Source organism: Pseudomonas donghuensis (assembly GCF_000259195.1).
Classification (GTDB): Bacteria; Pseudomonadota; Gammaproteobacteria; order Pseudomonadales; family Pseudomonadaceae; genus Aquipseudomonas; species Aquipseudomonas donghuensis.
On the sequence record NZ_JH650765.1, the window covers coordinates 47,302 to 74,230 of the forward strand.

Genomic DNA, 26,929 nt, shown 5'->3' on the forward strand with positions numbered 1-26,929 from the left:
CGACACCGTTATGGACATTCAACAGCTGTGGCAAAACACCCTGGACCTCTGGGGCACCCTCGATCAACACCCGGTGCTGCACGCCGGTATCGGCCTTGGCGTCCTGTTGGCGATTGCCCTGGTGCTGGGCCGGGTGGCGCGTTTCCTGGTGCTGCACGCCGCCCGCCTGCTCGGTCGCCAGCCGGCCCTGCACTGGGTCAACGACCTGCGCGAGAACAAGGTGTTCCAGCGCCTGGCCCAGACCACCCCGTCGCTGGTGGTGCAGTTTGGCCTCAAGCTGGTGCCGGAGCTCAGCGCCACCAGCCAGCATTTCCTCGGCAACGTTGCCCTGGCCTTCACCATCCTGTTCCTGACCCTGGCCCTGAGCGCCCTGCTCGACGCCCTGCTGGACATTTATGCACGCACCGAGCACGCCCGTACCCGCTCGATCAAAGGTTACGTGCAGTTGGCCAAGATGGTCCTGTTCGTGTTCGGCGCCATCGTCATCGTCGCCACCCTGATCGACCGCTCGCCGCTGTTGCTGCTCTCAGGTCTGGGTGCGATGTCGGCCGTCATCCTGTTGGTCTACAAGGACACCCTGCTGTCGTTCGTCGCCAGCGTGCAACTGACCAGCAACGACATGCTGCGGGTCGGCGACTGGATCGAGATGCCCCAGGTCGGCGCCGATGGCGATGTGGTGGACATCACCCTGCACACGGTCAAGGTGCAGAACTTCGACAAGACGATTGTTTCCATTCCCACCTGGCGCTTGATGTCCGAGTCGTTCAAGAACTGGCGCGGCATGCAGCAATCGGGCGGGCGGCGGATCAAGCGCAGCTTGTTCATCGATGCCGGCGGCGTGCGTTTTCTGACCAGCGCCGAAGAGCAGCGCCTGTCCGAGGTGCGCCTGCTGACCGACTACATCGCCCGCAAGCGCAACGAACTGCACAGCTGGAACGAGGCCCAGGGCCCGGTGGCGGAGCTGTCGGCCAATCGCCGCCGGCTGACCAACGTCGGCACCTTCCGCGCCTACGCCCTGGCTTATCTGAAAAGCCACCCGGACATCCAACCGAACATGACCTGCATGGTCCGCCAGATGCAGACCACCGCCCAGGGCGTGCCGCTGGAAATCTACTGCTTCACCCGCACCACGGCGTGGGCCGAGTACGAACGCATCCAGGGCGACATCTTCGACTACCTGCTGGCGGTGTTGCCGGAGTTCGGCCTGAGCCTGTACCAGCAACCCAGCGGCAACGACCTGCGCGCCGGCCTGTTACCCTCGACCTTGCCCAGCCAGCAGCGGGCGCTGAGTGCCGAGACGACTGAACCATAGCGACGCCAGGATCACCGCCCCGCCGATGAACAACCGGCCCAGCGGCTCGTGCTGGTTCCAGATCAGCAGGTTGAGCAGCAACCCGACCGGTACATGCAGGTTGTTCATCACCGCCAGGGTGCCGCCTGAAACCAGGCAGGCGCCCTTGTTCCACCAGTACAAACCCAGCGCCGTCGGGCACAGCCCCAGGAACAACAGCACCAGCCATTGCACGTCGGTGCTCGGCAGGTGCTGGGTGTTGCCGAACAGCAGGAACGCCGGCAGCACCACCAACAAGGCACCCAGGTAGAAGTAGCCGAAACGCCGGTAATGCGGCAGGTCGCTGGGGTTGCGCGCGATCAGGTGGCGGTACAGCACCTGCCCGGCGGCATAGGTGAAGTTGGCCAGTTGCAGGAGCAAAAAGCCCATGAAGAAGTCCGGGCTGATGCGGTCAAAGCGAATCACCGCCGCGCCGGCAACCGCCACCAGCGCCGCCACCAGCGCCCAGGGGTTGAAACGCCGGTTCAGGGCATCTTCGATCAGGGTCACGTGCAAGGGCGTGAGAATGGTGAACAGCAGCACCTCCGGCACTGTCAGCACGCGAAAGCTCAGGTACAGGCAGACATAGGTGATGCCGTATTGCAGCGCACCGATTAGCAGCATCGAACGCATGAAGCGCGGTTCGACCTGGCGCCAGCGAGTCAGCGGCAGGAACACCAGCCCGGCCAGCAGCACCCGCGCCAGCACGGCGAAGTAGCTGTCGACATGGCCGGCCAGGTACTCGCCGATCAGGCTGAAGGAAAACGCCTGGATCAACGCGACAATCAATAAATAGCCCATGTGTGCCCCTAGCTGTGGAGGCGGCGACCTTAGCGGTTCGCGGGAGGCCCGGCAACTGCTGAAGGCCCTGCGGGCCTTATCGCTGGCAAGGCCAGCTCCCACAGTGCTTGCATGCAATCGCGAAATAAAAAAGCCCGGTCCTGCACAAGGCAGCGACCGGGCAGGCACACCCAAAGGAGCAACAGGTGTCAGGCGGGAAAATTCATTGCCGGCTCATGCCACCGCAGCAAGCTGCGCCTTGGCCTGGTTCAGGCCCTTCTCGTGGAAATCGCCGCCCATGTTCAGGCCTTCGGCGTGGATGAAGGTCACGTCATGGATACCGATAAAGGCCATGACCTGGCGCAGGTAAGGTTCCTGATGATCGCTGCTGGCACCGGCATGGATACCACCACGGGCGGTGAGGATGTAGGCGCGCTTGCCGGTCAGCAGGCCCTGCGGCCCGGTTTCGGTGTACTTGAAGGTGATGCCGGCACGCAGTACATGGTCCAGCCAGGCTTTAAGGGTGCTGGGAATGGTGAAGTTGTACATCGGTGCGGCCAGGACCAGCACGTCGGCCGCCAGCACTTCATCGGTCAACTCGTTGGAGCGGGCCAGGGCCTGCAGCTCTTCGGCATTGCGCTGGGCTTCGGGCTTCATCCAGCCACCGAGCAGGTTGCCATCCAGGTGCGGCACCGGGTTGACGGCCAGGTCGCGCAGGGTGACCTGGTCGGCCGGGTGGGCGGCTTGCCACTGGCTGACGAAGTCACGGGTCAGTTGCCGGGAGATCGAGTCCTGCTGGCGGGCGCTGCTTTCGATGACGAGTACACGGGACATGGGGCTTGCCTCCATCGGCGAGTTCGGTAAGTCGATGGAGGCAAGATTAATGATTGACCTATCGATAAAAAAGCGTAAAAACTGGGTCCAACCTATCAGTTAAATTGTTTTATTCCGGTTTGCAGCTCAAGGCGATACGCAGCTTGATGATTTCCCGGTTGAACTTGGCCGTGGCATCGACGCTTTTTTTCGCCGGCACCAGTACGCGGCGCACCCGTGGCGCTTCCGGACCGTTGCGAAAGGACACCTTGCACTGCGCGGCAACGTCGCCATAGTTGTTCAGGGTGATCGAGCCAATGTCACGGTCGGTGTCGTAGGTGGTGTAGTCGACCTTGACGCCGTCGATGTCCTTTTCCACGTCGATGGGATAGGCCAGGGCCGTGAGCGGAAGCAGGGCCAGCAATACAGCACAATATTTCTTCATACGACGCTCTCCATGAAAGAGCGCCAGCTTAGGACAACAGGAGCCGAAGATGAAAGCGCCGCGCGTAACCCTGGACCAGTGGCGGACCCTGCAGGCGGTGGTCGATCATGGTGGCTTTGCCCAAGCCGCCGAGGCCCTGCACCGCTCGCAATCCTCGGTGAGCTACACCGTGGCGCGCATGCAGGACCAACTCGGCGTGCCGCTGCTGCGCATCGACGGGCGCAAGGCCGTGCTGACCGAGGCCGGCAACGTGCTGCTGCGCCGCTCGCGGCAACTGGTCAAGCAGGCCAGCCAGCTCGAAGACCTGGCCCACCATATGGAACAGGGCTGGGAAGCCGAAGTGCGCCTGGTGGTCGATGCCGCCTACCCCAACGCCCGCCTGGTCCGCGCCTTGAGTGCGTTCATGCCGCAAAGCCGTGGCTGCCGGGTGCGCCTGCGTGAAGAGGTGCTGTCCGGGGTCGAGGAAGTCCTGCACGAAGGCGTCGCCGACCTTGCCATCAGCGGCTTCAATATTTCCGGCTACCTGGGCACGGAGCTCAGTTCGGTCGAGTTCGTTGCCGTTGCCCACCCCGAACACAGCCTGCACCGCCTGGGTCGGGAACTGAGCTTCCAGGACCTGGAAAGCCAGTTGCAGGTGGTGATCCGCGACTCCGGCCGCGCGCAGCCACGTGACGTTGGCTGGCTGGGCGCCGAACAGCGCTGGACGGTCGGCAGCCTGGCCACCGCCGCGACTTTCGTCAGCAGCGGCCTGGGCTTTGCCTGGTTGCCCCGCCACCTGATCGAACGCGAGCTGCGCGAAGGCCTGCTCAAGCCTTTGCCACTGGATCAGGGTGGCAGTCGCCACCCACTGTTCTACCTTTACTCGAACAAGGACAAACCCCTGGGCCCGGCGACGCAGATCCTCGTCGAATTGCTGCGCAACTTCGACACCGCACCGCTGGATGTGCCCTTCGCCGCGCCCGCCCAAGCCTGACAGGAATCACGCCGATGGCCTACTTCGAACATGAAGGTTGCTCGCTGCACTACGAGGAATACGGCCAGGGCGAGCCGCTGGTGCTGCTGCACGGCCTGGGTTCCAGTTGCCAGGACTGGGAAATGCAGGTGCCGACGCTTGCCCGCCAGTACCGGGTGATCCTCATGGACATCCGCGGCCACGGCCGCTCCGACAAGCCCCGCGAGCGCTACAGCATCGCCAGCTTCAGCGCCGACCTTCTAGCCCTGCTCGAGCAACTGCAGACCGGCCCGGTGCACCTGGTCGGCCTGTCCATGGGCGGCATGGTCGGCTTTCAGTTTGCCGTCGATCACCCCGAGTGGCTGCGCAGCCTGTGCATCGTCAACAGCGCCCCGGAGGTCAAGCGCCGCAGCCGCAGCGACTGGATCTGGTGGGCCAAGCGCTGGGCCCTGGCGCGGCTGCTGAGCCTTGAAACCATCGGCAAGGGCCTGGCCGAACGGCTGTTCCCCAAGCCACAGCAGGCCGACTTGCGGCGCAAGATGGCCGAGCGCTGGGCCAGGAACGACAAGCGTGCGTACCTGGCCAGTTTCGACGCCATTGTCGGCTGGGGCGTGGCGGAACGCCTGGGGCAGATTCGCTGTCCTACCCTGGTCATCAGCGCCGACCAGGATTACACCCCGGTACAACTTAAAGAGCGCTACGTGGCCCTGATTCCACACGCACGGCTGGCGGTGATCGAAGATTCCCGGCACGCTACGCCCCTGGACCAACCTGACCTCTTCAATCAGACGCTGCTGCAGTTCCTGGCGGCGTCCACCACCTCTCAAGGATCATTGAGCCCATGCTGAAAAAACTCCTGCTCGCCACCTGCTCGGTCGTCTTCGCCACCAGCCTGATGGCCGCTGAAAAAGCGCCTCATGTAATGCTGGAAACCAGCTTCGGTCAGATCGAAATCGAACTGAACGAAACCAAGGCGCCGATCAGCAGCAAGAACTTCCTGCAATACGTGGACAGCGGTTTCTACAACAACACCATCTTCCACCGGGTGATCCCGGGTTTCATGGTCCAGGGTGGTGGTTTCACTGAGCAGATGGTGCAAAAAGACACCAAGGCGCCGATTCGCAACGAAGCCAGCAATGGCCTGCAAAACGTCCGTGGCACGTTGTCGATGGCACGCACCTCCAACCCCAACTCGGCCACCAGCCAGTTCTTCATCAACGTTGCCGACAACGCCTTCCTCGACCCGGGCCGTGACGCCGGTTACGCAGTGTTCGGCAAGGTCGTCAAAGGGATGGATGTGGTCGACCAGATCGTCAACTCGCCGACCACCGTCAACAAAGGCATGCGCGATGTACCGGTCGACCCGGTGTTCATCAAGTCGGCCAAGCGTATCGACTGACCCAGGGCTTCACAGGGACGTGAACCAGGCCTGCGGGTCGAACTGAACAGGAGTTACCGTTTTCATGCTGTTTCGCCGCTTCGAAAAGCTCATCGACATCTTCCGTGAGGCGCCTACTGCGGCGCCGCCCACCACGGTATGGCCGTTCTATGTGTACTACCTGCGCCAGGTGTGGCCAAGTTTTGCCGCGCTGCTGGTGATCGGATTCATCGGCGCATTGATCGAAGTGGCCCTTTTCAGTTACTTGAGCCGGATCATCGACCTGGCTCAAGGCACCCCTTCGCTTGATTTCTTCAGCGATCACGCTGCCGAACTGCTGTGGATGCTGGTAGTGGCGCTGATTCTGCGCCCGGTGTTTCTCGGCCTGCACGACCTTCTCGTACACCAGACCATCAGCCCGGGGATGACCAGCATGATCCGCTGGCAGAACCATACCTTCGTGCTCAAGCAGAGCCTGAACTTCTTCCAGAGCGATTTTGCCGGACGCATCGCCCAGCGCATCATGCAGACCGGCAACTCGCTGCGCGACTCGGCGGTGCAGGCGGTAGACGCGCTGTGGCACGTACTGATCTATGCGATCAGCTCGCTGGTGCTGTTTGCCGAGGCAGACTGGCGGCTGATGTTGCCGCTGATGACCTGGATCGCCTGCTACATCGGCGCACTCTGCTACTTCGTGCCACGGGTCAAGGCCCGGGCCGTGATCTCCTCCGATGCCCGTTCCAAGCTCATGGGCCGCATCGTCGATGGCTACACCAACATCGCCACCCTGAAACTCTTCGCCCACACCGACTTCGAGCAGCAATACGCTCGTGAAGCGATCAGCGAGCAGACCGAAAAAACCCAGTTGGCCGCCCGCGTGGTCACCAGCATGGACGTGGTCATCACCAGCCTCAACGGCCTGCTGATCGTCAGCACCACGGGCCTGGCGCTGTGGCTGTGGACCCAGTCGCTGATCACGGTCGGTGCCATCGCCCTGGCCACCGGCCTGGTGATCCGCATCGTCAACATGTCCGGCTGGATCATGTGGGTGGTCAACGGCATCTTCGAGAACATCGGCATGGTCCAGGATGGCCTGCAGACCATCGCCCAGCCGGTGAGCGTCACCGACTCGCCGAGCGCACCTACGCTCAAGGTCGATCGCGGCGGGGTGAAGTTCGACAACGTCAGTTTTCACTACGGCAAGGGCAGCCGCATCATCGACGGCCTGAACCTGGACATCCGCCCAGGCGAGAAGATCGGCCTGATCGGCCCGTCCGGCGCGGGCAAGTCAACCCTGGTCAACCTGCTGCTACGCCTGTACGACCTGGAAAGCGGGCGCATCCTCATCGATGGCCAGGACATCGCCCAGGTGACCCAGACCAGCCTGCGCGCGCAGATCGGCATGATCACCCAGGACACCTCGCTATTGCACCGCTCGATTCGCGAAAACCTGCTGTATGGCCGCCCCGACGCCACCGAAGAAGAGCTGTGGGAAGCGGTACGCCGGGCCCGGGCCGACGAGTTCATTCCGCAACTGTCCGATGCCCAGGGGCGCACCGGCTTCGATGCGCATGTGGGTGAACGCGGGGTCAAGCTCTCCGGCGGCCAGCGCCAGCGCATCGCCATTGCCCGGGTGCTGCTCAAGAATGCGCCGATCCTGATCATGGACGAGGCGACTTCAGCACTGGACTCGGAAGTTGAAGCGGCGATCCAGGAAAGCCTGGAAACCCTGATGCAGGGCAAGACCGTGATCGCCATTGCCCACCGGCTGTCGACCATCGCCCGCATGGATCGTCTGGTGGTCCTGGAGAAAGGCCGGATCGCCGAGATGGGTAGCCACGCGGAGTTGCTGGCGCATCAAGGCTTGTATGCGCGCTTGTGGCATCACCAGACCGGGGGGTTTGTCGGGATCGACTGACAGTAACCTCATCGCGGGTCAAGCCCGCTCCCACAGTGGGAGCGGGCTTGCCCCGCGATGAAGCCCTCAGCCTTGCCGATAAGGCAACGCTAAACGCGCCTCCTCGGCATACGCCAACACCCCCGCCCGCTCCTGCTGCAGGAACTCCTCCACCGCCCGGCGCAAGCCCGGGTGCAGCAGGTAATGCCAGGAACGGGTGATCACCGGCTCAAAACCGCGAATCAGCTTGTGCTCACCTTGCGCCCCGGCATCGAAACGCTGCAGGCCTTCGGCAATCGCCAGGTCCATGCCCTGGTAGAAACAGGTCTCGAAGTGCAGCCGGTCGAACGCATCCAGGCAGCCCCAATAACGGCCATACAGGCTGTCGCCACCGACCAGGCTGAAGGCCATGGCGACATCGCGGCCGCCCTGACGGGCGATGACCACACGAATCGCTGCGGGCATGCGCTCAGCCAGCAGACTGAAAAACGCTCGGGTCAGATAAGGTGCACGACGGCGTACGGCATAGGTATTGGCATAACAGGCAAAAACGAAATCCCACTGGGCCTCGCTCAGTTCATCACCGCGAAACCAATGAAACTCGATGCCGTGCCCCACGACCTGCTCACGCTCCTTGCGCATCTGTTTGCGCTTGCGTGAACTCAAGGTGTCGAGAAAATCCTGGAAGTCGCGGTAGCCCTGATTACGCCAATGAAACTGGCAACCCAGGCGTTCCATCCAGCCTTCACGCTCGCGCATCAGCGCATCGGCGCGCTCATCGGTGAAGTTGATATGCGCGCCGGACATCCCCTGTGCAAACAGTTCGTCCGTCAGTTGATCGACCAGCTCGGCCGCCGCATGCGGGTCGCCCAGCAAGCGCGGGCCGGTCACCGGCGAGAACGGCACGGCGCAGAGCAGCTTGGGATAATAGGCAATCCCCGCCCGCTCGCAGGCATCGGCCCAACCGTGGTCGAACACGTACTCGCCGAATGAGTGGGTCTTCACATAGGCCGGCAAGGCCGCGCGCAGTTGGCCGGCACTGTCGGTGAGCAACTGATGCGCCGGGCTCCAACCGGTGTGGCGGCTGACGCTGCCGCTGTCCTCCAGGCTGGACAGAAACGCGTGGCGCAAAAACGGCTGCTCCTGTGGCACCAGGGCATCCCAGGTGGCAGGCGTGAGTTCGGCAAGGTGTTGCAAGATGAGCTTGGGCATTGACGCAGTCTGCCTCGTCGCGCAGACGAAAAAAAGCCCCGCACAAGCGGGGCTGAAGATCTAACGGATGAGGAGCGGTATTGCTTAGAACACGTACTGCGCGCGCATGACGAAACCGTCGCCGCTGTCGTCGCCGACAGCGTTCTCGGCATTGTCGACCTTGGCTTTGACGTACACGCCGCTGAGCTTGATCGACTCGTTGGCGTACCAGTTCAGACCAACGTTATGCACCTTGCCTTCGATATCGCTGACGTTGGCGAACGCGCCATTGTCGTCATCGACGCTCAGGTGGTCATAGCGGTAGAACACTTCCCAGGCACCGATCTGCTTGTTCGAGGGTTTGATGCTGTCGAACTTGCCGAGCTTGTAGCCACGGGCTTCACCGGTGATGGTGTAGGCCAGCTGACCGTAGTAGCCGTCAGCCTTGATGTCGGAGAACGCGGCGCTGTCGGCCTGGACGTCACGCTTGACGTATTCGCCCTGAACCGAGAACGGGCCCATGGCCCAGGCCGCTTCCAGCCCCCAGGCCTTGTCGGTGTCATAGGCACCGGCCGGGGTGTTGTTGCGGCCGCCCAGGGTCAGGCGGTTGCCGTTGGTACCGGCATCCTGGCCGCCGTCGGTGCTGACGCCGCGCATGCCCAGGCGGCTGCGGATACGGCCGTCGAACGCGGTGTCGGAGAGGTCGCGCTGGGCATAGTTGATACCCAAGTGCAGGACGTTGCCGGCTTCGTGCATCGGTGCGAAGACGCCACGCAGGTTGAACTGCTTGGTGCTGTCGCCGTCCTTGTCCTGGTTGGTGGCGTCCTTGGCGAAGGCACCGACCGAGCCATACAGCGAGTCACCGGCGTTACCCGAAACCTGCAGGCCCAGGCCGCCGTTGTGGGCGTTGGTCCAGTCGACCAGGTCGTAGGCAGCGGTACGTTCCTGAGCGGTTACCCACTTGGAGCTGGTGGCTTTTTCCAGGCCGAACTCAGGGTCGAAACGACCGAACTTGATCGATACCGGGCTGAAGCCGTTGTAGGCCAGCGAGGCTTCATCGAAGTAACCGTCTTCGGAACGGTTGTCACCGCCGGAGTTGTGCGAGAAGTCGTAAGCGATCTGGTAGGCCCAGTCCTTGTACATCACGCCGCCCAGTTCCAGGTAGGCGCGGCGGAAGTAACCGGCGTCAGCGGTGTTGCCGTTGTTGGTGTAGAAACCGTCGAAACGGCTGTAGTCGGCCTGAATCCGACCGCCCAGCTTGAAGCTGAACTCTTTGTCGGTGGTAGCGACCTCGAGGCCACCCTTGGTCTTGACTACGATATCGGCGCCGTCGGTGGTCACGGTACCCGCGAAAGCCTGGGCGGTAACGGCCATGGCCAAGGCGCTGGCTGCGAAACCTGCGAAGTGCTTACGGATCATCGAAGAAGCTCCCCTACTTTATGGTCTTGATAATGTTGGAAAAACACGCGGCTCAAGCCACTTGTGCTGGGGAGGAATCTTGGCGGGGGCTTATGTCAGATCAGTGGCTTTTAGATAAATGTTTTGTGACAAGGGAACTTTTTTACTTCGAAATGAAATAAGCCGGAAAGCTCCGTTGCAGAGCCTTCCAAGCGTGATTCAGGAGTTTTTCAGCTCCCGGGCCAGACGCTCGGCCAGGGCATCGCTGTCGACCACCGGCGCCTCCGGCAAGGCCCGTACCGTCGCCTGGGCCACGCGCATCTGCTTGAGAAAGCGCCGGCAGTGGCGACAGAACAACAGGTGCTGACGCACCATCAGGCGCTCGCCCAGGGTCAGTTGTTCATCCAGGTAGTCGCTTGAGCGGGCGACGAGTTGCTTGCAGCTCAGCATTGGCCGGTTTCCTCGAAATGTTCCAGGGTCGCAAAGACCTTGAGGCGCGCCCGGTGCAGCAGCACGCGGACATTGGAGAGGGAAATCTCGAGAAGATTACAGATCTGCTCAAGCTCCAGGCCCTGCCGCTCGCGCAACACCAGCACACTGCGTTGCAGTTCCGACAGGCTCAGCAAAGTATGTTCAAGGCATTCGCGCAACTGCTCACGGCTGAGCATGGCCTCTGGCGTGTCTTCGTGCCAGGCCGAGGGCCCGTGCAGCCAGTGCCCGTCGGTGGCGAAGCGCTCGTCGCCGACCGTGCCATGAGGGCCAGGCAGGTCATCGAGCAGCACTTCGCGGCGATTCTGCTTGTAGCGGGTCTTGGCCGCGTTGGCGGTAATGGTGAGCAGCCAGGTCTTGAGGCTCGAACGCTGCTCGAAGCCCTTGAGGTTACGCACCACCGCCAGCCAGGCATCCTGTACCGCCTCATCGGCGTGCCGGCTGCCGACAATCGCGTAGGCGACTGCGCGCATGGCGCCCTGATAGGTGTCGACCAGTTCCTTGAACGCTTGTTGCTCACCCTTGAGCAGCCTCTCCAGCAAGCGGGCTTGTTGTTCGCCAGTCATCGCCATCCATCCATCGTTCTGCGGGTAGAGTCCGATTAGGCGGATTTGTTACAGCCAACGCCATCAGCGAAGTGCACCAGCACGGTGGGACACTTCGCCCTTAACTGAAGCTCAGCGCTTGCGCAGGATCACGCTACCAATCGAATAACCGGCGCCGAACGAGCTGAGCACGCCCAGCGCGCCCTGTGGCAGGTCATCCTGATGCTTGTGCAAGGCGATCACCGAGCCTGCCGAACTGGTGTTGGCATAGCTGTCGAGGATCACCGGTGCCTCTTCTTCCAGGGCATCACGGCCGAGCAGTTTCTTGACGATCAAGTGGTTCATGCTCAGGTTGGCCTGGTGCAGCCAGAAGCGCTTGACGTCGCTGACGTTGAGGTTGTTATCGGTCAGGTGCTGGCCGATCAGCTCGGCAACCATCGGGCAGACCTCGCGGAACACCTTGCGGCCTTCCTGGACGAACAGCTTGTCGGGGGCGCCGATGCCCTCTTCGCCCGCGCGGTTGAGGAAGCCAAAGTTGTTGCGGATGTTGTTCGAGAACTGGGTCAGCAGCTTGGTGCTGACAATGTCGAACTGATGCTTGGAGGTCGCCAGGTCGGCGCGTTCGACCAAGACGGCGGTGGCCGCATCACCAAAGATGAAATGGCTGTCGCGGTCACGAAAGTTCAGATGGCCGGTGCAGATTTCCGGGCTGATCACCAGCACCGCGCGGGCCTGGCCCAGTTGCACGCTGTTGCAGGCGGTCTGGATGCCGAAGGTGGCCGACGAGCAGGCCACGTTCATGTCGAAACCAAAGCCGTTGATGCCCAGGGCCTGTTGCACTTCGATGGCAATGGCCGGGTACGGGCGCTGCAGGTTGGAACAGGCAACGATGACCGCATCGACGTCCGCAGCCGTACGGCCTGCGCGTTGCAGGGCCTGTTCGGCGGCGGCCACGGCCATCTGGCAGAGGATCGACGGTTCGTCGTTGGCGCGCTCCGGCAGGCGCGGCTTCATGCGCTGCGGATCGAGGATGCCGTCCTTGTCCATGACGAAGCGGCTTTTGATCCCCGAGGCTTTTTCAATGAAGGCGGCGCTGGACTCGGCCAGGGCCTGGACCTCACCGCGCTCGATGGCGGCGGCGTTGTCGCGGTTGAACTGCTGCACGTAGGCGTTGAAGGACTCCACCAGCTCTTCGTTGGAGATGCTGTTGGCCGGGGTGTACAGGCCGGTGCCGCTGATGACGACGTTATGCACGGTCGTTCCTCTGTTCGGGGCCATTGCCAGCCCGGCAACGGCCTGTTCGGTCGGTTTGAGTTGGCACCAAAGTACCAACTTTGACTGGTAATGACCCTGACGTGCAGGGCCCCTGCGCAGTGCTGCATTCGAGAGCCGCGCACGCCCGGCAGGTAATTCCGGGGTACGCGGCGAATATCAGCCAAGTGTGCCACAACTGCAGGGGTTTAGGCTTCCACCTGACTCCACTGCTTGCTCAGTCGTTTGTCGGAAACCGGCACCTTGGTACCCAACTGCTGGGCGAACAACGACACCCGGTATTCCTCCAGCCACCAGCGGTACAGCTGCAGCTGCTCGTCGCGCTTGCCTTCCTGGGCGTGCTTGTCGAGGCGGGTCTGGTACTGGCTCCAGAGGTTGCCCAGCTCACCACTCCAGACCCGGTCCTTCTGCACCTGGGCACCGAGTTTCTCCAGGCGCAATTCGATGGCCCTGAGGTAGCGTGGCAGTTCCTTGAGCCACAGCCCCGGGGTTTCACGGACAAAGCCCGGGTAGACCAGGTTAGCCAATTGCTGCTTGATGTCGTTGAGGGCCACGGCCTGAGCCAGGTCGATCTTGCCCTTGAAGCGCTTTTGCAGGCCGTGCCAGAGCTTGAGGATCTCCAGGGTCAGGCGCGCCAGGCGTTCGGCGTGCTCGGCCCAGCTTCCGCGCTTGCGCTCGGCCAGCGAGGCCAGGCCTGCGCCATCGCGCGGCAGGGTGCTTTCGCCGTCAAGGATGCAGCTGTCGAGGCTGGCCAGGAGGATATCTTCGACCAGCGCCTCGACCCGGCCCAGTTCACGGTACAACAAGCCAAGCTCGGTCAGCCCCGGCAGCTTGCTGCGCAGGAACTTGGCCGGCTCCGCCAATTGCTGCAGCAACAAGCGCTGCAAGGCACGGCGGTGCTGGAATTCGGCTTCGGCCTGGGTCGAGAAACGCCCCTCCTTGACCGTGCCGTTGTCTTCCACCAGCGCCGGATACACCGTCATCGACAGCCCGGCAAACTTCTGTTGCGCGGTCTCGGCCACCTGGGTAAAGGCCTTGGCCTGCACCGGCTGCTGGCTTTGCGCAGTCTGCGGCACCGCCAATGCCGCCTGACTGGCAGCGGCGAAGCGTGCAGTCAGTTCAGCCAGGTCGCGGCCTTCACCAAGGAACTTGCCCTGGCCATCGACCACTTCCAGGTTCATCTTCAGGTGGCTGTCGACCTGCGAAGCGGCTTCGGCCCAGGCTTCATCGCTGACCCGCGCACCGGTCATGCGCAGCAGCTCGCGACCCAGCGCCTGGGGCAACGAGCCTTCGCCAAAGCTCATGCGCTGCAACGCGGCCTTGACGAAGTCCGGCACCGGCACGAAGTTCTTGCGCAGCGCCTTGGGCAGGTTGCGCACCAGGCCAATGCACTTGGCTTCCAGCAGGCCCGGCACCAGCCACTCCAGGCGCTCGCCCGGCAGGCTCGGCAACAGGGGCGCCGGCACCCGCACGGTGACGCCGTCTCGCGGATGGTTCGGCTCGAAGTGGTAGCTCAGGGCCAGGCTCAGGTCGCCCAGGCGCAAGGTGTCCGGGTACTGCGCGGCGGTGACTTCACTGGCCTCGCGGGCCAGCACGTCTTCCTCGCGCATGATCAACAACTGCGGGTCTTTCTGGCTGTTGACCCGGTACCAGCTGTCGAACGTTGCGGTCTGGTGGATCTCGGCCGGCAGGCGCGCTTCATAGAAGCCGTACAAGGTTTCTTCATCGGCGAGGATATCGCGCCGACGGGCCTTGGCCTCCAGCTCGTCGAGCTGCTCGAGCAAGCGCCGGTTGGCGCTCAGGCATTTGGCTTTGGACTGGATCTCGCCACCGACCAGCGCCTCGCGGATAAACAGCTCGCGGGACATCACCGGGTCGACCGGGCCGTAATGCACTGGCCGACGGCCGACCACGATCAGGCCATAGAGGGTGACCTGCTCGAAGGCCACCACCTGGCCGCGCTTCTTCTCCCAGTGCGGTTCGAAGTGGTTTTTCTTGATCAGGTGCCCGGCCAGCGGCTCGATCCAGTCCGAATCGATCTTGGCCACCATGCGCGCATAGAGCTTGGTGGTTTCCACCAGCTCGGCGGTCATCAGCCACTGCGGGCGCTTCTTGCCCAAACCGGATGACGGGTGCACCCAGAAGCGCCGCTGGCGGGCACCGAGGTAGTCACCGTCTTCGGTCTTCTGGCCGATCTGGCTGAGCAGGCCGGACAGAATCGCCTTGTGCAGGCGCGGGTAGTCAGCAGGCTCTTTATTGATGCTCAACTGCAGATCACGACAGATCAGGCTCAACTGCCGGTGAGCATCGCGCCATTCGCGCAGGCGCAGGTAGTTGAGGAAGTTTTTCCGACACCAATTGCGCAGCGGGCTGGCGGTCAGGGCCTGGCGCTGCTCCTCGAAGCCGCGCCACAGGTTGACCAGCGCGGCGAAGTCGGAGTCGGCATCCTTCCATTGCGCATGGGCCTGGTCCGCCGCTTGCTGGCGCTCCGGTGGACGCTCGCGCGGGTCTTGCACCGACAGCGCACTGGCGACGATCAACAGCTCGTTGAGACTGCCTTGCTTGGCGCCTTCGAGCAGCATGCGGCCCAGCCGCGGGTCCACTGGCAGGCGCGCCAGTTGCCGGCCCAGGGGCGTCAGCTGGTTCTCGCGGTTGACCGCCGAGAGCTCCTGCAACAGGTTAAAGCCGTCGCTGATGGCCTTGCCATCCGGTGGTTCGATGAACGGGAACGCGTCGATCTCGCCCAGGCGCAGGTGCAGCATCTGCAGGATGACCGCAGCGAGGTTGGTGCGCAGGATTTCCGGGTCGGTAAAGGCCGGCCGCGCGTTGAAGTCTTCTTCGCTGTACAGGCGCACGCAGATGCCCGGTTCGACCCGGCCGCAGCGGCCCTTGCGCTGGTTGGCACTGGCCTGGGACACGGCTTCGATCGGCAGGCGCTGGACCTTGGCCCGGTAGCTGTAGCGGCTGATCCGCGCGGTGCCGCTGTCGATCACATAGCGAATGCCCGGCACTGTCAGCGAGGTTTCGGCGACGTTGGTGGCCAGCACCACACGCCGCCCCGGATGGGACTGGAAAATCTTCTGCTGCTCGGCCGGTGACAGGCGCGCGTACAACGGCAGGATCTCGGTGTGGCGCAACTGGGCCTTGCGCAGCATCTCGGCGGCGTCGCGAATTTCGCGCTCGCCCGGCAGGAACACCAGCACATCGCCCGGGCCTTTGCCCAGGCTGCGCTCGTGGGCGGCAATCTCGTCGAGGGTGGCGAGGATCGCCTGGTCAACGGTGAGGTCGTCCTCGACGCGGTTGCCCTCCTCGTCCTGCTCACTGGTCAATGGCCGGTACCAGGTTTCCACCGGGTAGGTGCGACCCGACACTTCGATGATCGGCGCATCGTTGAAGTGCTTGGAGAAGCGCTCAAGGTCAATGGTCGCCGAGGTGATGATGACCTTGAGATCGGGACGGCGTGGCAGCAGGGTCTTCAGGTAACCGAGCAGAAAGTCGATGTTCAGGCTGCGCTCGTGGGCTTCGTCGACAATGATGGTGTCGTAGCGCTCAAGAAAACGGTCGTGCTGGGTTTCGGCCAGGAGGATGCCGTCGGTCATCAACTTGACCAGGGTGTTGGCATCGCTCTGGTCTTCAAAGCGCACCTGGTAGCCAACCAGCGCCCCCAGTGGCGTGCCCAGCTCTTCGGCGACCCGGGTAGCGACACTGCGCGCAGCAATCCGCCGTGGCTGGGTATGGGCGATCAGGCCATGCTGGCCGCGGCCAAGCTCCAGGCAGATTTTCGGCAACTGGGTGGTTTTGCCCGAGCCGGTTTCACCGGCGATGATCAGCACCTGGTGCTCGGCCAGGACCTTTTTGATCTCGTCACGCTTGGCCGCAATCGGCAGGCTGTCGTCGTAACGGATGCTCGGCACGCTGGCCTTGCGCGCAGTGACCTGGGCGCAGGAGGCCTGAACCTTGTCGACCCATTGCGCAAGCTTGGCCTCGTCCGGGCGCTTGCGCAGCTCGTGCAGCTGCCGGCGCAGGCGGTGACGCTCGGCAATCATGGCGTGGTCGAGGTTTTTCAGCAGTTGATCAATCGCGTGGTCAGTCATGGGGGCTTTTTAGTCGTGCAGGTGAGCCTGCTTTTGCATGATCGGCTTTTTCAAGGGCTGCGATTGTCGCAGATTTGCCGACGCTCGGCACGGTTGCAGGCGGCCCGGGCATTGTTTAGTCAAGACTTACCTGAAGTTGCACAAAGGCTTATTTAATGAACCTTCCCCGGCATGGGAGTATCCAGGCATGACTTCGTCTCCCGGTTTGCCCCGTCCGCTGCTGCGTCCTTCGTTCCCGAAGGTGCGGGCACGCTCTGGGGAAAATCCGCTGGTGCACATCATTCTCGCCTTCTGGGCCTTGTGGCACTGCCGCCATGCCCGCCCACCGGACGCCCGCTTCGCTCTGCACTGAACCGTGCGGCCAGCTTCTGGCCGACCTTCCTTGTCGAAGACTGCCGCCTGACCGGCTAGGCAGTCCTGTGCGCCTGACGGCGCGAGCGAGCGCACCATGCAATTTGCCCCCATCGAGCAGGCCCGAACGTTTCTGGCCGCCAACCCCGATATCGAAATGATCGAGCTGTTCATCCTCGACGCAAACGGCGTGCCGCGCGGCAAGCTGCTGCACCGCGAAGAGCTGCTGGCGGTGTACGAAAGCGGTCGGCCATTGCCCAGCACCATCCTCGGCCTGACCCTGAACGGCGACGACGTGGAAAACTCCGGGCTGGTCTGGGATGTCGGCGACATTGATTGTCGCGCCTATCCCCTGGAAAACAGCCTGGTGCGTCTGCCGTGGCGGCAGATTCCCACAGCGGCGCTGCAGGTCAGCATGCACCCCAGCGAAGGCCTGCCGGCGAGCATTGCCGACCCGCGCCATCTGCTGATCAAGGTCATCGATGCGCTCAAGGCCGACGGTTACTACCCGGTGATGGCCTGCGAGCTGGAGTTCTACCTGCTTGACCAGAAGCGCGACAGCCAGGGCCGGCCGCAACCGGCGCTGGACAGCGACGGCGGCCGCCCGCGTGGCACCCAGGTCTACGGCCTGCGCGAACTGGAACAGATCGAGCCGTTTCTCGCCGACCTTTATGCTGCCTGCAAAGCCCAGGGCATTCCGGCGCGCACGGCGATTTCCGAGTACGCCCCGGGCCAGGTGGAAATCACCCTGGAGCATGGCGACGCGCTGCTGGCCATGGACCAGGCAGTGCGCTACAAGCGCCTGGTCAAGGGCGTGGCACACAAGCACGGGATGCAGGCCTGCTTCATGGCCAAGCCGTTCGATCACCTGGCCGGCACCGGCATGCACATGCACGTGAGCCTGGCCGATGCCCTGGGCAACAACCTCTATGCCAGTGAAGACAAGGCCGGCACGCCGCTGCTGCGCCAGTCGGTGGCCGGCATGCTCAAGCTGCTGCTCGATTCGCTGCTGCTGTTTTGCCCCAACGCCAACTCCTATCGACGCTTCCAGGCCAACAGCTATGCGCCGCTGGCGCCGACCTGGGGGGTGGATAACCGCACCGTCAGCCTGCGCGTGCCAGGCGGCCCGGCCAACAGCCGGCATATCGAGCACCGCATCTGCGGCGCCGATGCCAACCCTTACCTGGCCGCGGCGGCGATCCTTGCCAGCCTGCATCACGGCATCCGCCAACAACTCGACCCTGGCGCACCGGTCGAGGGCAATGGCTATGCCCAGGCCACCGAACTGCTGCCCACCGACTGGCTGACGTCGCTGACTGCGCTGGAGCGTTCGAGCTGGGCACGGGAGGCCTTCGGCGCCGAGTTCCTCGGCGTGTACCTTGCGGTCAAGCGCGCCGAGTACCGCCAGTTCATGGCCGAAGTCGGCGAGCAGGACTGGCGCTGGTACCTGACCCAGGCCTGACTCTCTCTTTTTGCGCCAAGGATTTTTGTCATGAATGCAGCCGTAAATCCCGGCCCTGCCCAGCGCAGTGCCTCCTACTACACCGCAAGCCTCAATGACGCCACGCAGTACCCGACGCTCAAGGGCACAGTGAAGGTCGATGTGGCAATCATCGGCGGTGGCTTTACCGGTGTCGCCAGCGCCGTGGAGCTGGCCGAACGCGGTCTGAAGGTCGCCATTATCGAAACCAATCGCATCGGCTGGGGCGCCAGCGGGCGCAACGGCGGCCAGGTCACCGGCAGCCTCTCGGGCGATGAAGCGATGCGCAAGCAGATGCGCGACAAGCTCGGTGATGACGTCGATGACTTCATCTGGCACCTGCGCTGGCGCGGCCACCAGATCATCGAGCAAAGGGTGGAACGCTACGGCATCGACTGCGACCTCAAGCGCGGCCACCTGCACGCGGCGATGAAAGCTTCGCACATGGGCGAACTGCGCGCCTTTGCCGCCGAGGCCGAGCGCCACGGCATGGGCGATCAGGTCGAGCTGCTCGACCAGCATGCCATGCGCGAACACCTGCAAAGCCCGCTGTACCTGGGTGCCTTGAAGAACCGCCGCAACCTGCACCTGCACCCGCTCAACCTGTGCCTGGGCGAGGCCCGCGCCGCGCACAGCCTGGGCGCGTTGATCTTCGAGAACTCCGAGGTACTGGACATCATTCACGGCGACCAGCCGGCGGTGGTGACGGCCCACGGCCGGGTCGAAGCCAAGCAGGTTTTGTTGGCCGGCGACGTCTATCACAAACTGGAACAGCGCCAGCTCAAGGGCAAGATCTTCCCGGCCATGGGCGGCATCGTCACCACCGCGCCACTGGGTGAGCTGGCCGCGCAGATCAACCCGCAGGACCTTGCGGTGTACGACTGCCGCTTCGTCCTCGACTACTACCGGCTGACCGCCGATGGCCGCCTGCTGTTTGGCGGTGGCGCCAACTATTCCGGGCGCGACTCACGGGATATCGCCGGTGAACTGCGCCCGTGCATCGAGCGCACGTTTCCGGCGCTCAAGGGCGTGCCGATCGAGTTCCAGTGGAGTTGTGCGATGGGGATTGTGGTCAACCGTATTCCGCAGCTGGGCAAGCTGTCGGATAACGTCTGGTACTGCCAGGGCTATTCCGGACACGGCATCGCCACCAGCCATATCATGGGCGAAATCATGGCCGAAGCACTGACCGGGACACTGGAGAAATTCGATACCTTTGCCGGCTGCAAACACATCAAGGTGCCAATGGGCGATGTGTTGGGCAATCCGTTGCTGGCGGCGGGGATGTGGTACTACCAGATGCTCGAAAAATTGCGCTGAAACCATCGCTGGCAAGCCAGCTCCCACAAGGGCCAATTACACCGTACCTGTGGGAGCTGGCTTGCCAGCGATCGAGCGCGAAGCGTTCGCCTGAAACTCAGGCGATCTTCTTAAGGCCCAGCTTCTTCAGCTCTTCATCACGCAGTTCACGGCGCAGGATCTTGCCAACGTTGGTCGTCGGCAACGCATCACGGAACTCGACAAAGCGTGGCACTTTGTAGCCGGTGACATTGGCGCGCATATGCTCCATCACCTGCTCCTTGGTCACGGTCATGCCCGGCTTGACCACGATGAATATCTTGATCACTTCACCGGACTTCTCGTCCGGCACGCCGATGGCCGCACACTGCAGCACGCCTGGCAAGGCCGCCAGCACATCTTCGAGCTCGTTCGGATAGACGTTGAAACCGGAGACCAGGATCATGTCTTTCTTGCGGTCGACGATACGCATGTAGCCGTCCGGCTGGATCAGGGCGATGTCACCGGTCTTCAGCCAGCCTTCGCTGTCGAGGATCTCGTTGGTGGCATCTTCACGCTGCCAGTAGCCCTTCATCACCTGCGGCCCCTTCACGCACAACTCGCCGACTTCGCCCAGTGCCAGTTCCACACCGGCGTCGTCGATGATCTTGCACAGGGTCGAGGGCATCGGAATACCGATGGTGCCGATCTGGTTCTGCTCGGCCGGGTTGACCGCTGCCACCGGGCTGGTTTCGGTCATGCCGTAACCTTCGCAGATGGCGCATCCGGTCACTGCCTTCCAGCGCTCGGCGACACTCATCTGCAGCGCCATACCGCCCGACAGGGTGATCTTCAGGCCGGAGAAATCCAGCTTGCGGAAATTCTCGTTGTTGCACAGGGCGACGAACAAGGTGTTCAAACCGACAAAGCCGCTGAACTTCCACTTCGACAGTTCCTTGACCATCGCCGGTAAGTCACGCGGGTTGCTGATCAGGATGTTGTGGCTGCCAATCAGCATCATCGCCATGCAGTGAAAGGTGAACGCGTAGATGTGGTACAGCGGCAGCGGTGTGATCAGGATCTCGCAACCTTCGTTGAGGTTCGAGCCCATCAGCGCCCGGCATTGCAGCATGTTGGCCACCAGGTTGCGGTGGGTCAGCATCGCGCCCTTGGCCACCCCGGTAGTGCCGCCGGTGTATTGCAACACGGCCACATCATTACTGCCCGGATTGGCTTCCTGAACAGTCTTGCCGCGGCCTTTGCTCAAGACATCGTTGAACTTCACCGCTTTGGGCAGGTGATAGGCCGGGACCATTTTCTTCACGTACTTGATCACGCTGTTGATCAACAGGCGTTTAACCGGTGGCAACAGATCGGCCACTTCGGTGACAATAACGTGTTTGACCTGGGTCTTGGGCACCACCTTCTCGGCCAGGTGCGCCATGTTCGCCAGGCAGACCAGCGCCTTGGCGCCGGAATCGTTGAACTGGTGTTCCAATTCCCGCGCGGTATACAACGGGTTGGTGTTGACCACGATCAGGCCCGCCCGCAGGGCACCGAACACGGCAACGGGGTATTGCAGGACGTTGGGCAGCTGCACGGCAATACGATCACCCGGCTGCAGGTCGGTATGCTGTTGCAAGTAGGCGGCAAAGGCCCCCGACAACTCATACAACTCGCCGTAGGTAAGGGTTTTGCCCAGGTTGCTAAAGGCCGGTTTATCGGCAAAGCGTTGGCAAGACTGCTTCAATACCGCCTGAATATTCGGATACTCATCAGGATTGATTTGCGAGGCAATCCCGGCTGGGTACTTATCCTTCCAAAAATTTTCGATCATGGAAGCCCACTCCTCCAGCAGCAGCGAATTCTTCACCGCAGTCGATGCGATTATTATTGATATAAGATTACGGTTTATTGCAAACCTGATAATCCGAAGCGGGCCGAGAGTAGCAGCTTTGCCAAGGGCCGCCTAGAGCTAAAGTAGCCCAAACAGTCACGGAAATGACTCTTGATTATCACGTAGTCATTTTTAGAGTAAAAATTCTAAAGCGCACTGTGGGAGCGGGCTTGCCCCGCGATAGCGCCCTGTCTGGCACAGCACATCGCGGGGCAAGCCCGCTCCCACAGTGACTCAGCGCCGCCGTCAGGCTATATCCCGAAGCTCCCTGCGCAAAATCTTGCCCACCGCCGTCATCGGCAACGACTCCCTCAATACAATGTGCTTGGGCACCTTGTAGCCCGTGAAATTGGCCTTGCAATAAGCCTTCAGCTCTTCAAGGGTCACCCCGCCCTCGCGCGGTACCACGAACAGCTTCACCGCCTCGCCCGAACGCTCGTCAGGAACGCCGATCACCGCGCAACTGGCCACCTGCGGATGGCCCATCACCACCTCTTCGATCTCGTTCGGATACACGTTGAAACCCGAGACAATGATCATGTCCTTCTTGCGGTCAACGATGCGGGTAAAGCCATCCGGGTCGATCACTGCAATGTCGCCGGTCTTGAACCAGCCTTCGCTGTCCAGCGCCTCGGCGGTCGCCTCAGGGTGCTGCCAGTAGCCTTTCATGACTTGCGGGCCCTTGATGCACAACTCGCCGCGCTCGCCAAAGGGTTGCTCGACGCCCTCGTCGTCAATGACCTTGAACGCCGTGCCCGGCACCGGAATGCCCACGGTCCCCAGGCGCGCCAGCTGGCCATAAGGGTTGGTACTGGCGACCGGCGAGGTCTCGGTCAGGCCGTAGCCTTCGACAATGCGGCAACCGGTGATGCTCTCCCAACGCTCGGCGGTGGCGCTGACCAGTGCGGTACCACCGGAGTTGGTGACTTTCAGCGCCGAGAAGTCGAGGTTCTTGAACTCGGGGTGGTTCATCAGTGCCACGAACAGGGTGTTGAGCCCCAGCAGCGCAGAAAACTTCCACTTCTTCAGTTCCTTGATAAAGCCAGGAATGTCCCGCGGATTGGTAATCAGCACGTTGTGGTTACCGGTCACCATCATGCACATGCAGTTCGCGGTGAAGGCATAGATATGGTAGAGCGGCAGCGGTGCAATCATCACCTCCTGCCCTTCCTTGATCAGGCGCTGGCCATCGGGCCCATGCTGGGAGAAACACGCCAGCACCTGGAGCATGTTGGCCACCAGATTGCCGTGGCTCAGCATCGCGCCCTTGGCCAGGCCCGTGGTGCCACCGGTGTACTGCAGCACGGCGATGTCGTCCAGGCTCTGCGCCACCGGCTTGAGCGACTGGCCCTGGCCCTGGGCCAGGGCGCTCTTGAACGGCACTGCCTGGGGCAGACGGTAGTCAGGGACCATCTTCTTGACCTTGCTGACGATGGTATTGACCAACCAGCCTTTGGCCGTCGGCAGCATGTCGCCCATCTTCGCTTCGATGAGAAACTCGATGCCGGTGTCGGGCAGCACTTCCTGCACCAGCTTGCCGAACATGTTCAGGTACACCAGGGCCCGCGCGCCGGAATCCTTGAACTGGTGGCGCATTTCGCGGGCGGTATACAGCGGGTTGGTATTGACCACGATCAGCCCGGCGCGCAAGGCGCCGAACACGGCGATGGGGTACTGCAGCACGTTGGGCATCTGTACCGCGATGCGGTCGCCCGGCACCAGGTCGGTGTGCTGCTGCAGGTAAGCGGCAAAGGCCGCAGAATAGCGTTCGAGCTCAGCGTAGCTCAGGGTTACCCCGAGGTTGCTGAACGCCGGACGGTCAGCGAACTTCTTGCAGGAGCGTTCGAAGACTTCGACCACGGATTTGTAAGCATTTACGTCAATTTGCGAAGGAACGCCTGCCGGGCGCTTGTCATTCCAGAAATCAGCTTGCATTTATTCTTGTCCTCATACCTGAGCCGTTCCGGCCCCCTTGCCTGCTTGGCGAAGAAGGTGCTCTGCCGACGTTAGCAGGTATGTCGCAGGTGGCAAATACGCCAAGCGCTGTCATTAACATTGTGAATCTTATTGCTGAGGACCCTGCGATTGTTCGCCTGGGTTATACACTGAGCTGATTCTCCGACTTGTGTGACAAGGACTCGCCATGCACCACGACGCGTTCTGGCTTGCGGCCAGCGATCACTGCAGCCTCTACGTTTACCAATGGCTGCCGGACACGCCGATCAAAGCGGTGGTGTTGCTCGCCCATGGCATGGCCGAGCATGCCGGGCGCTATCAACGCCTGGGCGAAGCCCTGACCAACGCCGGCTATGCCCTGCTCGCCCACGACCAGCGTGGCCACGGACGCACCGCCGAACTTGGCACTTTAGGCCTGTTCGCCCGACACAATGGCTGGAACAGCGTGATCAATGACCTGGGCCTGCTCAGCCAGCACATCGGTCAACAGTTTCCGGGCACGCCGGTATTCCTGTTCGGCCACAGCATGGGCAGCTATATCGCCCAGGCCTACCTGATGCACCATGGCGCCAGCCTGCAGGGCGCGATTCTCAGCGGCTCGAACTTCCAGCCCCCGGCCCTGTACCGCACCGCGTGCCTGATCGCCCGCTTCGAAGCCTGGCGCCAGGGCCCGCTGGGGCACAGCGCGCTGATCGAATGGCTGTCGTTCGGCTCGTTCAACAAAGCCTTCAAGCCCAACCGCACGGCCTTCGACTGGCTCAGCCGCGACAACGCCGAAGTCGACAAGTATGCTGCCGACCCGTTGTGCGGCTTTCGCTGCAGCAACCGTTTGTGGATCGACCTGCTGATGGGCCTGGAACAAATCAGCCAGCCCCGCAACCTGGCGCAGATCGATCCGAACCTGCCGATCCTGGTAATGGGCGGCGAATGTGATCCGGTCAGTGCCGGCAAGCGTCTCAAGGATCTGGCCGGTGCCTTGCGCCTGGCCGGCAATCAGCACGTACAGTTGCAGCTCTACCCCCAGGCGCGGCATGAGCTGCTCAACGAAACCAACCGTGACGAGGTCACGGCCGCGATCATCGACTGGCTGCAGCAGGCGCTGACCATTGCTCGCCCCGCCCGCAGCGAATGACCGGCCGGCCGCCACGATAGAAGGAAAAACAAGTGATGACCCAGGTCACCAACACGCCGTACGAAGCCCTTGAAGTCGGCCAGACCGCCAGCTTCAGCAAGACTGTCGAAGAACGTGACATTCAGCTGTTTGCTGCGATGTCCGGTGACCACAACCCGGTGCACCTGGATGCCGAGTTCGCCGCCAAGAGCATGTTCAAGGAGCGTATCGCCCACGGCATGTTCAGTGGCGCGCTGATCAGCGCCGCGGTGGCCTGCGAGTTGCCTGGCCCTGGCACCATCTACCTGGGCCAGACCATGAGCTTCCAGAAACCGGTCAAGTTCGGTGACACCCTGACCGTGCGCCTGGAAATCCTCGAGAAACTGCCGAAGTTCAAGGTGCGCATCGCCACGCGCGTGTTCAATCAGAACGACGAGCTGGTAGTCGACGGCGAGGCCGAGATTCTCGCCCCGCGCAAGCAGCAGACCGTCGACCTGGTCAGCCCGCCACCCATCACCATCGGCTGAGCCTCACAGCTCGCGCAGACGGCGCTCGATAAAGCGCCGCTCGGGGCCCTGGCGGGTCAGTTCAAGGGCGCTGCGATAGGCCTCGCGGGCTTGATCCAGCCGGCCTAGCTGGCGGCACAGTTCGGCGCGGGCCGAATGGGCCAGGTGATAGTCCTGCAACTGCCCACGAGCCAGAATCGCCTCCACCGCCGCCAATCCCGCCTGGGCACCATCGCGCCGGGCCAGGGCGGCCGCGCGGTTGAGCTCGACCACCGGCGACGGCCAGTGCTGCAGCAGCACATCGTACAGACCGACGATCTCATGCCAATCGGTTTGCTCGGCACTGTCCGCCTGCGCATGCACGGCGGCAATCGCTGCCTGCAAGCTATAGACGCCGAACTGCTGACTGCGCAGGGCCTGCTGCACCAGTTGGCAGCCTTCGGCAATCAGCTCGCGGTTCCACAGGCTGCGGTCCTGTTCATCGAGCACAACAAGCTCGCCCTGGGCATCGCTGCGCGCTTGCTGCCGCGAGGCCTGCAACAGCATCAGCGCCAGCAGGCCGAGCACCTCCGGATCGGGTAGCAATTGCTGGAGCAAACGCCCCAGGCGGATGGCTTCATCGCTCAAGTCATGGCGCATCAGGCTCTCCCCCGAAGACGCCGAATAGCCTTCGTTGAACACCAGGTAGATCACCCGCAGCACGCTATCAAGCCGCTCCGGCAGTTCGGCCAGCGACGGCACCTGATAGGGAATCCGCGCATCGCGGATCTTGGCCTTGGCGCGGACAATACGCTGGGCGATGGTCGCCGGGCTCTGCAAAAACGCGCGGGCGATTTCTTCGGTGGTCAGGTCGCAGACTTCGCGCAGGGTCAGCGGTACCTGGGCATCGGCGGCCAGCGCCGGGTGGCAACAGGTGAAGATCAGGCGCAGACGGTCATCCTCCAGCTCTTGGTCATTCACCTGAACCTCCTCGAGCGACGCCAGCGCCTGCATCAACTGCGCCTGAGAACGGTCGAAACGCGCCCGCCGGCGCAGGCTATCGATTGCCTTGAAGCGCCCGGTGGACACCAGCCAGGCCCTGGGGCGTGCCGGAATGCCGTCGCGCTGCCAACGCTCGACAGCGATGAAGAACGCCTCATGCATGGCCTCTTCGGCGAGGTCGAAGTCGCCGAGCAGGCGAATCAGCGTCGCCAGGATACGCCGCGATTCCTGCCGGTAAACGGCCTCCAGTTGCGCCCGTACCTGTGCCAGCGCGGCCATCAGTCGGGCATCTGCGTGGTCACCACCGCCACCAGGCGATCCAGGCTCTCACCCCAGCCACGGTGAAAACCCATCTCTTCATGGGCCTGGCAATCGGCAGCACTCCAGTGCCAGGCGCGGGCGGTGTATTGGGTCTTGCCATGGACGTCGTCGAAGGTCACCACCGCCGTCATGAAGGCTTTGTTCGAAGGCACCCAGCCTGGGCCAAAGGCATCGGTGAAGACGATCCGCGCTGGCGGCACGATCTCCAGAAACACCCCCTGATTCGGGTACTCGCTGCCGTCGGGGGCACGCATCACCGTACGAAACAAGCCGCCCACCCACAACTGCATCTCACATTCCGGTGTGGTCATGCCGTTGGGGCCCCACCATTGGGCAAGCAGTTGCGGCTCGGTCCAGGCCCGATACACCTTGCTCCGCGGCGCGTCGATCAGGCGTGTCAATGACAGCTCGTGCTGCGCCTTGGGCTGCTCGGGGGGTAGAAGGCTCATGGTGTTGTTCTCCTT

At 62.7% G+C, this 26,929-nt stretch carries 23 protein-coding genes; 10 read left to right on the forward strand and 13 right to left on the reverse strand.

The genetic code is table 11. From position 1 onward, the window contains the following. Positions 1-10 precede the first annotated feature (10 nt). Positions 11-1,312 (forward strand): mechanosensitive ion channel family protein, encoded by a 1,302-nt coding sequence (locus UW3_RS0113690; protein WP_010223063.1) that lies wholly within the window; start codon positions 11-13, stop codon positions 1,310-1,312. On the opposite strand, the gene UW3_RS0113695 is transcribed toward UW3_RS0113690, so the two are convergent. From UW3_RS0113695 to UW3_RS0113705, 3 genes are all read right to left on the reverse strand, one after another. Further along, positions 1,253-2,131 (reverse strand): carboxylate/amino acid/amine transporter, encoded by an 879-nt coding sequence (locus tag UW3_RS0113695; protein ID WP_010223064.1) that lies wholly within the window; start codon positions 2,129-2,131, stop codon positions 1,253-1,255. The genes UW3_RS0113690 and UW3_RS0113695 overlap by 60 nt on opposite strands. Before the next feature lie 213 nt (positions 2,132-2,344). Beyond that, complete coding sequence (locus UW3_RS0113700) at positions 2,345-2,944, reverse strand: FMN-dependent NADH-azoreductase (RefSeq protein ID WP_010223065.1); 600 nt, start codon at positions 2,942-2,944, stop codon at positions 2,345-2,347. Positions 2,945-3,053: 109 nt separating this feature from the next. Then, on the reverse strand, positions 3,054-3,368 hold the full coding sequence (locus UW3_RS0113705; protein WP_010223066.1) for a hypothetical protein: 315 nt from the start codon (positions 3,366-3,368) through the stop codon (positions 3,054-3,056). A gap of 49 nt (positions 3,369-3,417) precedes the next feature. On the opposite strand from UW3_RS0113705, the gene UW3_RS0113710 reads away from it, so the two are divergent. The 4 genes from UW3_RS0113710 (at position 3,418) to UW3_RS0113725 (ending at position 7,616) form a co-directional block, all read left to right on the forward strand. After that, positions 3,418-4,341, forward strand: a complete 924-nt coding sequence (locus tag UW3_RS0113710) for a PA3225 family LysR-type transcriptional regulator (protein ID WP_010223067.1) — start codon at positions 3,418-3,420, stop codon at positions 4,339-4,341. A 14-nt stretch (positions 4,342-4,355) separates the two neighbouring features. After that, complete coding sequence (locus UW3_RS0113715; protein ID WP_010223068.1) at positions 4,356-5,168, forward strand: alpha/beta fold hydrolase; 813 nt, start codon at positions 4,356-4,358, stop codon at positions 5,166-5,168. Beyond that, on the forward strand, positions 5,162-5,719 hold the full coding sequence (locus UW3_RS0113720; RefSeq protein ID WP_010223069.1) for a peptidylprolyl isomerase A: 558 nt from the start codon (positions 5,162-5,164) through the stop codon (positions 5,717-5,719). Before UW3_RS0113715 ends, UW3_RS0113720 begins: the two co-directional genes overlap by 7 nt. A 64-nt stretch (positions 5,720-5,783) precedes the next feature. Continuing rightward, entirely contained in the window at positions 5,784-7,616 is a 1,833-nt protein-coding gene (locus UW3_RS0113725) for an ABC transporter ATP-binding protein (protein WP_010223070.1), read from the forward strand. Positions 7,617-7,682: 66 nt separating this feature from the next. Here the strand turns inward: UW3_RS0113725 and UW3_RS0113730 are convergent, their stop codons facing one another. The 6 genes from UW3_RS0113730 to hrpA form a co-directional block, all read right to left on the reverse strand. Continuing rightward, positions 7,683-8,807: a GNAT family N-acetyltransferase gene (locus UW3_RS0113730; RefSeq protein WP_010223071.1), complete on the reverse strand. Its 1,125-nt coding sequence runs from the start codon at positions 8,805-8,807 to the stop codon at positions 7,683-7,685. 84 nt (positions 8,808-8,891) lie between these two features. After that, positions 8,892-10,205 carry an OprO/OprP family phosphate-selective porin gene (locus UW3_RS0113735; RefSeq protein ID WP_010223072.1) on the reverse strand — a complete coding sequence of 438 codons (1,314 nt, stop codon included), beginning with the start codon at positions 10,203-10,205 and terminating at the stop codon, positions 8,892-8,894. Between the two features lie 198 nt (positions 10,206-10,403). Further along, the gene (locus UW3_RS0113740) at positions 10,404-10,634 is read right to left on the reverse strand and encodes an anti-sigma factor family protein (protein ID WP_010223073.1); all 231 of its coding nucleotides are present in this window, start codon (positions 10,632-10,634) and stop codon (positions 10,404-10,406) included. Further along, on the reverse strand, positions 10,628-11,239 hold the full coding sequence (locus tag UW3_RS0113745) for an RNA polymerase sigma factor (protein WP_010223074.1): 612 nt from the start codon (positions 11,237-11,239) through the stop codon (positions 10,628-10,630). Before UW3_RS0113745 ends, UW3_RS0113740 begins: the two co-directional genes overlap by 7 nt. A 111-nt stretch (positions 11,240-11,350) precedes the next feature. Beyond that, on the reverse strand, positions 11,351-12,472 hold the full coding sequence (locus tag UW3_RS0113750; protein ID WP_010223075.1) for a beta-ketoacyl-ACP synthase III: 1,122 nt from the start codon (positions 12,470-12,472) through the stop codon (positions 11,351-11,353). Positions 12,473-12,678: 206 nt separating this feature from the next. Then, positions 12,679-16,584, reverse strand: a complete 3,906-nt coding sequence (gene hrpA / locus UW3_RS0113755) for an ATP-dependent RNA helicase HrpA (protein ID WP_010223076.1) — start codon at positions 16,582-16,584, stop codon at positions 12,679-12,681. 187 nt (positions 16,585-16,771) lie between these two features. On the opposite strand from hrpA, the gene UW3_RS28990 reads away from it, so the two are divergent. The 3 genes from UW3_RS28990 (at position 16,772) to UW3_RS0113765 (ending at position 19,735) form a co-directional block, all read left to right on the forward strand. Continuing rightward, complete coding sequence (locus UW3_RS28990; RefSeq protein ID WP_162967603.1) at positions 16,772-16,936, forward strand: hypothetical protein; 165 nt, start codon at positions 16,772-16,774, stop codon at positions 16,934-16,936. A 96-nt stretch (positions 16,937-17,032) separates the two neighbouring features. Then, positions 17,033-18,397 (forward strand): glutamine synthetase family protein, encoded by a 1,365-nt coding sequence (locus UW3_RS0113760; protein ID WP_010223077.1) that lies wholly within the window; start codon positions 17,033-17,035, stop codon positions 18,395-18,397. A gap of 30 nt (positions 18,398-18,427) precedes the next feature. Beyond that, complete coding sequence (locus UW3_RS0113765) at positions 18,428-19,735, forward strand: NAD(P)/FAD-dependent oxidoreductase (RefSeq protein WP_010223078.1); 1,308 nt, start codon at positions 18,428-18,430, stop codon at positions 19,733-19,735. Between the two features lie 97 nt (positions 19,736-19,832). On the opposite strand, the gene fadD1 is transcribed toward UW3_RS0113765, so the two are convergent. Both fadD1 and fadD2 read right to left on the reverse strand, forming a co-directional pair. Then, positions 19,833-21,530 (reverse strand): long-chain-fatty-acid--CoA ligase FadD1, encoded by a 1,698-nt coding sequence (gene fadD1 / locus UW3_RS0113770; protein WP_010223079.1) that lies wholly within the window; start codon positions 21,528-21,530, stop codon positions 19,833-19,835. Positions 21,531-21,836: 306 nt separating this feature from the next. Further along, complete coding sequence (gene fadD2 / locus UW3_RS0113775; protein WP_010223080.1) at positions 21,837-23,525, reverse strand: long-chain-fatty-acid--CoA ligase FadD2; 1,689 nt, start codon at positions 23,523-23,525, stop codon at positions 21,837-21,839. A gap of 208 nt (positions 23,526-23,733) precedes the next feature. Between fadD2 and UW3_RS0113780 the strand changes: the two genes are divergently transcribed. Then, positions 23,734-24,678, forward strand: coding sequence for an alpha/beta hydrolase (locus tag UW3_RS0113780; RefSeq protein ID WP_010223081.1), 945 nt, complete (start codon positions 23,734-23,736; stop codon positions 24,676-24,678). Between the two features lie 35 nt (positions 24,679-24,713). Beyond that, the gene (locus UW3_RS0113785) at positions 24,714-25,184 is read left to right on the forward strand and encodes a MaoC family dehydratase (RefSeq protein ID WP_010223082.1); all 471 of its coding nucleotides are present in this window, start codon (positions 24,714-24,716) and stop codon (positions 25,182-25,184) included. A gap of 3 nt (positions 25,185-25,187) precedes the next feature. Here the strand turns inward: UW3_RS0113785 and UW3_RS0113790 are convergent, their stop codons facing one another. Together UW3_RS0113790 and UW3_RS0113795 are read right to left on the reverse strand one after the other, a co-directional pair. Then, positions 25,188-26,423 carry an RNA polymerase sigma factor gene (locus UW3_RS0113790; protein ID WP_010223083.1) on the reverse strand — a complete coding sequence of 412 codons (1,236 nt, stop codon included), beginning with the start codon at positions 26,421-26,423 and terminating at the stop codon, positions 25,188-25,190. Further along, positions 26,423-26,914, reverse strand: a complete 492-nt coding sequence (locus UW3_RS0113795; protein ID WP_010223084.1) for an SRPBCC family protein — start codon at positions 26,912-26,914, stop codon at positions 26,423-26,425. Before UW3_RS0113795 ends, UW3_RS0113790 begins: the two co-directional genes overlap by 1 nt. Positions 26,915-26,929 lie beyond the last annotated feature (15 nt).

Bases quoted from the DNA above. Each gene is read 5' to 3' on its own strand.
- UW3_RS0113690 (WP_010223063.1), top strand. From the start codon at position 11: ATGGACATTCAACAGCTGTGGCAAAACACCCTGGACCTCTGGGGCACC.
- UW3_RS0113695 (WP_010223064.1), bottom strand. From the start codon at position 2,131: ATGGGCTATTTATTGATTGTCGCGTTGATCCAGGCGTTTTCCTTCAGC.
- UW3_RS0113700 (WP_010223065.1), bottom strand. From the start codon at position 2,944: ATGTCCCGTGTACTCGTCATCGAAAGCAGCGCCCGCCAGCAGGACTCG.
- UW3_RS0113705 (WP_010223066.1), bottom strand. From the start codon at position 3,368: ATGAAGAAATATTGTGCTGTATTGCTGGCCCTGCTTCCGCTCACGGCC.
- UW3_RS0113710 (WP_010223067.1), top strand. From the start codon at position 3,418: ATGAAAGCGCCGCGCGTAACCCTGGACCAGTGGCGGACCCTGCAGGCG.
- UW3_RS0113715 (WP_010223068.1), top strand. From the start codon at position 4,356: ATGGCCTACTTCGAACATGAAGGTTGCTCGCTGCACTACGAGGAATAC.
- UW3_RS0113720 (WP_010223069.1), top strand. From the start codon at position 5,162: ATGCTGAAAAAACTCCTGCTCGCCACCTGCTCGGTCGTCTTCGCCACC.
- UW3_RS0113725 (WP_010223070.1), top strand. From the start codon at position 5,784: ATGCTGTTTCGCCGCTTCGAAAAGCTCATCGACATCTTCCGTGAGGCG.
- UW3_RS0113730 (WP_010223071.1), bottom strand. From the start codon at position 8,807: ATGCCCAAGCTCATCTTGCAACACCTTGCCGAACTCACGCCTGCCACC.
- UW3_RS0113735 (WP_010223072.1), bottom strand. From the start codon at position 10,205: ATGATCCGTAAGCACTTCGCAGGTTTCGCAGCCAGCGCCTTGGCCATG.
- UW3_RS0113740 (WP_010223073.1), bottom strand. From the start codon at position 10,634: ATGCTGAGCTGCAAGCAACTCGTCGCCCGCTCAAGCGACTACCTGGAT.
- UW3_RS0113745 (WP_010223074.1), bottom strand. From the start codon at position 11,239: ATGACTGGCGAACAACAAGCCCGCTTGCTGGAGAGGCTGCTCAAGGGT.
- hrpA (WP_010223076.1), bottom strand. From the start codon at position 16,584: ATGACTGACCACGCGATTGATCAACTGCTGAAAAACCTCGACCACGCC.
- UW3_RS28990 (WP_162967603.1), top strand. From the start codon at position 16,772: ATGACTTCGTCTCCCGGTTTGCCCCGTCCGCTGCTGCGTCCTTCGTTC.
- UW3_RS0113760 (WP_010223077.1), top strand. From the start codon at position 17,033: ATGCAATTTGCCCCCATCGAGCAGGCCCGAACGTTTCTGGCCGCCAAC.
- UW3_RS0113765 (WP_010223078.1), top strand. From the start codon at position 18,428: ATGAATGCAGCCGTAAATCCCGGCCCTGCCCAGCGCAGTGCCTCCTAC.
- fadD1 (WP_010223079.1), bottom strand. From the start codon at position 21,530: ATGATCGAAAATTTTTGGAAGGATAAGTACCCAGCCGGGATTGCCTCG.
- fadD2 (WP_010223080.1), bottom strand. From the start codon at position 23,525: ATGCAAGCTGATTTCTGGAATGACAAGCGCCCGGCAGGCGTTCCTTCG.
- UW3_RS0113780 (WP_010223081.1), top strand. From the start codon at position 23,734: ATGCACCACGACGCGTTCTGGCTTGCGGCCAGCGATCACTGCAGCCTC.
- UW3_RS0113785 (WP_010223082.1), top strand. From the start codon at position 24,714: ATGACCCAGGTCACCAACACGCCGTACGAAGCCCTTGAAGTCGGCCAG.
- UW3_RS0113790 (WP_010223083.1), bottom strand. From the start codon at position 26,423: ATGGCCGCGCTGGCACAGGTACGGGCGCAACTGGAGGCCGTTTACCGG.
- UW3_RS0113795 (WP_010223084.1), bottom strand. From the start codon at position 26,914: ATGAGCCTTCTACCCCCCGAGCAGCCCAAGGCGCAGCACGAGCTGTCA.